The organism is Gordonia sp. (in: high G+C Gram-positive bacteria) (assembly GCF_049299075.1).
Lineage (GTDB): Bacteria > Actinomycetota > Actinomycetes > Mycobacteriales > Mycobacteriaceae > Gordonia.
The window spans coordinates 1-5,759 of record NZ_JBAQWU010000391.1; the positions used below are offsets into that span (position 1 = coordinate 1).

Sequence of the window (5,759 nt, forward strand, 5' to 3'; positions counted from 1 at the left end):
TCCTACCGGCTACGCGACCGAGGCCTGGAAACACTCCCCAGCATCAAAGCCGAACAAGAAAACCTAGACTAGAGACTGTTCACTTTTGGACCGCCGAAACCGTTCAGGTTTCGACCGCCGCCGACACCCGGTCCTCGGCGAGGACATCGACCGGCCGCCCGCGTAGTGATCGCACCGTGCGGGCATTGGCTTTCGGCAGCCACGACTGGAGCTGATCATTGAAATCCGCTGGTGAGGCGAACTCCCGGCCAGGGAAGGAACGACGTTTCCAGATAGCCGTTATTGCGTTCGGTCATGCCCTTGAACTCCGGATCCCGTGGGGGCGCCAGCACGATCCGGGTCCCCAGCGTTCCGGCGAACATCGCCGCCGCCTCGCTGACCCGGCCGGTGCCGCCGATCGCTGACTCGCGGTCCCACACCAGTGACTTCGACACCGCCCCGACCCCGGCGATCAACGTCCACATCCCGGCCAGGATGTCTCCGCCCTGCCGAGACGGGATCATCATCGCCGACAGGAACCGGGAGAACGTCAACGTCATCACCCGCACCGGCAAGACCGCCGTCTGCCCGTGCCCGGTCGGGATCCGGGTGGCCGGGAACCACAAATCCATCTGCGCCGACTCACCCGGCCTGCGCACGATCCGATCGGCTGGGTCGATCCCGACGTACTCCGGACGGATCTCCCGGACCCGGTCCTTGAGGACAGTCAACGACCGCGTCCACCCGATCCGTTCAGCGATCACCGTCGCCGGCATTCGCGCATCCAGACGCAACTGCTCCCGGATCTGCGGCTCGACCGCATCCACGATCGACCCCTTCGCCGGCCGCGCATACTTCGGCGAACCGTCCGAGGCCAACGCCGACCGCACCGTGTTCCGCGCCAGACCCGTCCGACGCACGATCGCCTTGATCGACAAACCCTCAGCCTTATGAAGCCGACGAACCTCGGCCCAATCCTCCACTGAAATCACCCTCCCGAGTGTCGAGGGGGGTCAACATTCACCCGTCGCCTGGGGGTCAGTATTCACGCGTCGCTGACAGGGTCTGCCAGTGCACCTCTCCGCCACCATCGCAGGGCTCGCTGCGGTGCTGCTGCTGATCTGCTGGATGGGCAACCTCACCGCAGCCGTGGCCGCCGTCATCACATCCAACCGTGCCGCAGTCCCAGACACCGCCGCAGGTACCGCCGTGGCCCGCGCACTGTCAACGTCCGGTGACGACTGACCCCCTGTGTTGTTGATCCCCGCCGCACACGTGGCGTGGGCACAGTGTTGAGTAGCCGCCCGCAACGCAGAGCACCTTTCAACCGTCCACAAAAAACGCCTCGGCCCCACCCCGAGTGGACGGGATGAGGCCGAGGCAGAAAGCTGCTGAGACGCCGGTCAGTGCTTCTCCGGGCCCACGTAGTACTCCATCACCAGGCCGGTAGCGGCGACGACGATCACCAGCGCCGAACCGATCGCAAACCAAAAGTTCCCTGAGGCGAAACCGATGGCGAACAACGACGCACCGATCGCAACGGCGATGGGCCACCAGCTGTGCGGACTGAAGAAGCCCAGCTCGCCAGCGCCGTCCTCGATCTCGGCGTCGTCGTAGTCCTCGGGACGAATCTCCACGCGACGCGAGACGAAGCGGAAGTATCCGCCAGCCAACAGCGACAGCATCGCCGAGAAATAGAGGCAAGCGATGCCAGCCCACTCCGGACCCGTGTAGTAGTTAGCCGTGGCGACCGCATAGATGGTGCCTACGACAATGAAGAAGACTGCGATTGCCTCGAAAATCCGGGCTTCGATCTTCATGAGATGGTCACTCCCTCTGCGGGCCGGCAGCCCTTACCGATGGTCGAGGTGTTGCTGGCGTCGCCCAGTGAATCCGGGACGTCGGTGGTCGAGACGCGACGTGAGTTGAACGGGGCCGTCACGACCGACTGCGGCTCCTGGCACACGGCCTGGAGAGCCTCGGCATTAGTGGCCTCCGGGTTGGCCTTACGCCACTTGATGTACTCGTTGAAGACCGCCGGCTCGACCGCACGGAGCTCAAAGTTCATCATCGCATGGTAGGTACCGCACATCTCGGCGCAGCGGCCCACGTAGGCGCCGGGCTCGGAGATCTCACTGACCTGGAAGCGCGGATTCTGGTGGTTCTGCTCGGGGAAGGGGAAGACGTCCTTCTTGTACAAGAACTCCGGAACCCAGAACGAGTGGGCAACGTCCGCCGAGGCGAGGTTGAACTCGATGCGGCTACCGGTCGGCACCAACAGGATCGGGATCTCCGCGGAGGTACCCGTCACCTCGACGGCGTTGAACGTCAGGTAGTTGCGAATCTGCTGATCACGACCACCGGCCGGACCCGGGAGCGCCTTACGGTGCCCCTCGTGGTCGTAGTACTCGGGGATCTGCAACTCGAACGGCCCACCCTTAGTGGCGTCCGAAGCACTGATCAGCTCCGTACCGTCGGCCGTCTTGACCTGGTTGTAGCCGAACTTCCAGTTCCACTGGAACGCGGTGACGTCGACGATGACCGCCGGATCCTTGGTCTCCTGGACCTTGTTCTGCACCATGACGGTGAAGTAGAAGAGGACCGCGATCAGAACGAACGGCACAGCCGTGTACAGCAGTTCCAGCGGCACGTTATAACCGGTCTGACGAGGGAACTCATCTTCTTCGGTAACGCCCGCGGTCATGTTCTTGTTGCCGCGGCGACGATGGAAGGTGATGGTCCAGAAAATCAGGCCCCACACCAGGATGCCGATGGTCAAGGCAGCAATGCACGCCCACTGCCACAGGTGCAAAATGTCCTGGCTCTCCGGCGTGATGCCGGCCGGCCATCCGAAGCGCACGGCTTCTTCCGGGCTGCACCCGGTCACTAACAACGCGGTCAGGGCGAGGACGCCGAGCGCCGATCCTCGCTTCACCGTGCGCGACACATTGGTGCGTCGGGCCGGCGAATGTCCACCGTGAGTCAATTTCACGCCTTCCTGCTGACAGGGAGCTGTTTCGTGCGAGCGGCCACCATCCGGGCAAAACCCGCTGATGACATTGTCGCACCTAGTACTACGCAGCGTAGACCAACGACGCGATCCGATCTCGATTGGGTCTCCCCCAGTTTCGGCGTGCCGCGCACGAACTGGGAAAAGGCTGGCGCGTCGGGGTGTTCGGCGATGCCCGGGTTCGCCTGCACTCGGCCTTCTGCGGCATAGTGGACGGGCGATCACCCCGCCGCGGCGGGGTGATCGGTCCGACATCCAACTGACCTCCAGATCGAAGGGGCGCCCAACGTGTGCGGTCTACTCGGAATGCTCACCGCCGACGCATCGGCGGGCTCCCTCGTCACCCTCGCGGCGCAGGCGTCGCACTGTATGCGCCACCGCGGGCCCGACGACGCACTGACCTGGAACGACGAGGATCTGGTGCTGGGCTTCAATCGGCTGTCGATCATCGACATCGAGCACTCTCCGCAGCCGCTCGTCTGGGGGCCGCCGGAGCAGCCGGAGCGCTACGCCCTGGCCTTCAATGGCGAGATCTACAACTATCTCGAACTGCGTGAGGAACTGCAGCGGGAGTTCGGCGCGCAGTTCCACACCGGCGGCGACGGTGAACCGATCGTGGTCGGCTTCCACCATTGGGGCCCGGCGGTCGTCAACAAGCTGCGCGGAATGTTCGCGTTCGCGGTGTGGGACACCGTCGAGAAGAAGCTCTTCCTCGCCCGCGACCCGTTCGGTATCAAGCCGCTGTACATGGCGACCGGACCCGGCGGGACGGCGTTCGGCAGCGAGAAGAAGAGTCTGCTGGAGTTGCTGGGCAGTCTGGGATTGGACGCCGAACTCGATCCGCGCGCCATCGAGCATTACACCGCGCTGCAGTACGTACCCGAGCCGGAGTCGCTGCACGCAAACATCCGTCGCCTGGAGTCGGGCACGTACGCGACCGTGACGCCAGGTACTGCGCCGGTCGCCACCCGGTATTTCCGGCCGCGGTTCCCGGTCCGACCGTTCGCCAAAGGCGGCGAACAAGCCCGGTACGACGAGATCGCCGAAGCATTGCGCGATTCGGTGGCCAAACATATGCGCGCGGACGTGACCGTCGGCTCCTTCCTGTCCGGCGGCATTGATTCCACCGCCATCGCAGCGTTGGCCATCGAGCACAACCCTGATCTGATCACGTTCACCACCGGTTTCGAGCGCACCGGCTACTCCGAGATCGACGTTGCGGCCGAGTCGGCCGAGGCGATCGGCGCCCGACACATCATCAAGGTGGTCAGCCCCGCGGAGTACATCGCGGCGATCCCGAAAATCATCTGGTATCTCGACGATCCGGTTGCCGATCCGGCACTGGTACCGCTCTACTTCGTCGCCGCCGAGGCCCGCAAACACGTCAAGGTGGTGCTCTCCGGCGAGGGCGCCGACGAGCTGTTCGGCGGCTACACCATCTACAAGGAACCACTGAGTCTGCGGGCCTTCGAGAAGCTGACGCCCGGTATGCGGCGCGCGGCCGGCAAGTTGAGCGACAAGATCCCGGAAGGTAAGCGCGGCAAGAGCCTGCTACACCGGGGTTCGCTGACGCTCGAGGAGCGGTACTACGGCAACGCCCGCAGCTTCGACGATGAGCGCCTGCGGCGGGTGCTGCGCAACTACCGCCCGGAGTGGACGCACACCGATGTCACCGCGCCGGTCTACGCCGAGAGCATCGGCATGGACCCGGTCGCCCGCATGCAGCACCTCGACCTGTTCACCTGGCTGCGCGGCGACATCCTGGTCAAGGCCGACAAAATCACCATGGCCAACTCCCTGGAACTGCGGGTGCCCTTCCTGGACAAGGAGGTGCTCGCCGTTGCCGAACGCCTTCCGTACGACGAGAAGATCGCCCACGGCACGACAAAGTACGCGCTCCGCAAGGCGCTGGAGCAGATCGTCCCGCCACACGTGCTGCAGCGCAAGAAGCTGGGCTTCCCGGTGCCACTGCGCCATTGGCTGGCCGGCCCGGAAATGTACGACTGGGCACGCGCGACGATCGTCGCGTCGGACACCGATCACATCTTCGACAAGCAGTTCGTTCTTCAGATGCTCGACGAGCATCGCTCCGGAGTCGTCGACAACAGCCGACGGATTTGGACGGTCCTGTGCTTCATGATCTGGTACGGAATCTTCGTCGACGGCTCCATCGATCCGCAGATCGAGGACCGCGACTACCCGGTGCACCTGTAGTACGGGTACACCCCCCGCAGGCACACCCGAATTGCGGACTTACAGCACCGCGCGGATATCGGCGGCCGCGGTGTTCCCATAGGCGCCGCGGATCCGCGCCACCGCGGACTCGGTGTCCCAGGTCCAGCCCTGCGTCGAATCGCACTCCAGGACCAGACTCGCGACCATCGCGCCCAGCTGGGCGGCGCGCTCGTAGCGCAGTCCGCGGGAGATGCCGGTCAGGAATCCGGCGCGGAACGCATCCCCGACGCCGGTCGGATCCACCTGATCCTCGACCGGGACGACCGGAACATGCACTGCCGCACCGTCGGCCGGGACGATGTCCACGCCGCCCGACCCCTTGGTGGTGATCCGCACCCCGACCAGCCGTGCGATCTCCTCGTCGGTCAGGCCGGTCTTCTGCTTGAGTAGACCCCACTCGTACTCGTTGGTGAACAAGTAGGCAGCGCCCTCGATCAGTCCGCGCGCAGTGTCGCCGTCCAAACGCGCCAACTGCTGCGATGGATCGGCGGCGAACGGCAGACCGTAGTCGCGGCACAGCCCGGTGTGCCGAACC

General features: G+C 64.7%; 5 protein-coding genes and 1 pseudogene. 2 read left to right on the forward strand and 4 right to left on the reverse strand.

All coding sequences use genetic code 11. The annotated features are described in order from the left end of the window. Positions 1 to 130 precede the first annotated feature (130 nt). A pseudogene (gene istA / locus WAW85_RS12480) lies at positions 131 to 971 on the reverse strand (IS21 family transposase); the annotation flags it as partial. A gap of 79 nt (positions 972 to 1,050) precedes the next feature. Between istA and WAW85_RS12485 the strand changes: the two are divergent. Then, positions 1,051 to 1,224, forward strand: a complete 174-nt coding sequence (locus tag WAW85_RS12485) for a hypothetical protein (RefSeq protein WP_422559928.1) — start codon at positions 1,051 to 1,053, stop codon at positions 1,222 to 1,224. Between the two features lie 158 nt (positions 1,225 to 1,382). Here the strand turns inward: WAW85_RS12485 and WAW85_RS12490 are convergent, their stop codons facing one another. After that, entirely contained in the window at positions 1,383 to 1,799 is a 417-nt protein-coding gene (locus WAW85_RS12490; protein WP_422559929.1) for a cytochrome c oxidase subunit 4, read from the reverse strand. Then, complete coding sequence (locus WAW85_RS12495) at positions 1,796 to 2,971, reverse strand: cytochrome c oxidase subunit II (RefSeq protein ID WP_422559930.1); 1,176 nt, start codon at positions 2,969 to 2,971, stop codon at positions 1,796 to 1,798. The genes WAW85_RS12490 and WAW85_RS12495 overlap by 4 nt, the downstream gene beginning before the upstream one ends. A 306-nt stretch (positions 2,972 to 3,277) precedes the next feature. Between WAW85_RS12495 and asnB the strand changes: the two genes are divergently transcribed. After that, positions 3,278 to 5,203, forward strand: coding sequence for an asparagine synthase (glutamine-hydrolyzing) (asnB, locus tag WAW85_RS12500; RefSeq protein WP_422559931.1), 1,926 nt, complete (start codon positions 3,278 to 3,280; stop codon positions 5,201 to 5,203). A 39-nt stretch (positions 5,204 to 5,242) separates the two neighbouring features. On the opposite strand, the gene WAW85_RS12505 is transcribed toward asnB, so the two are convergent. After that, positions 5,243 to 5,759, reverse strand: a 517-nt coding sequence (locus WAW85_RS12505) for a PfkB family carbohydrate kinase (RefSeq protein WP_422559932.1), incomplete at its 5' end; no start/stop codon positions are given.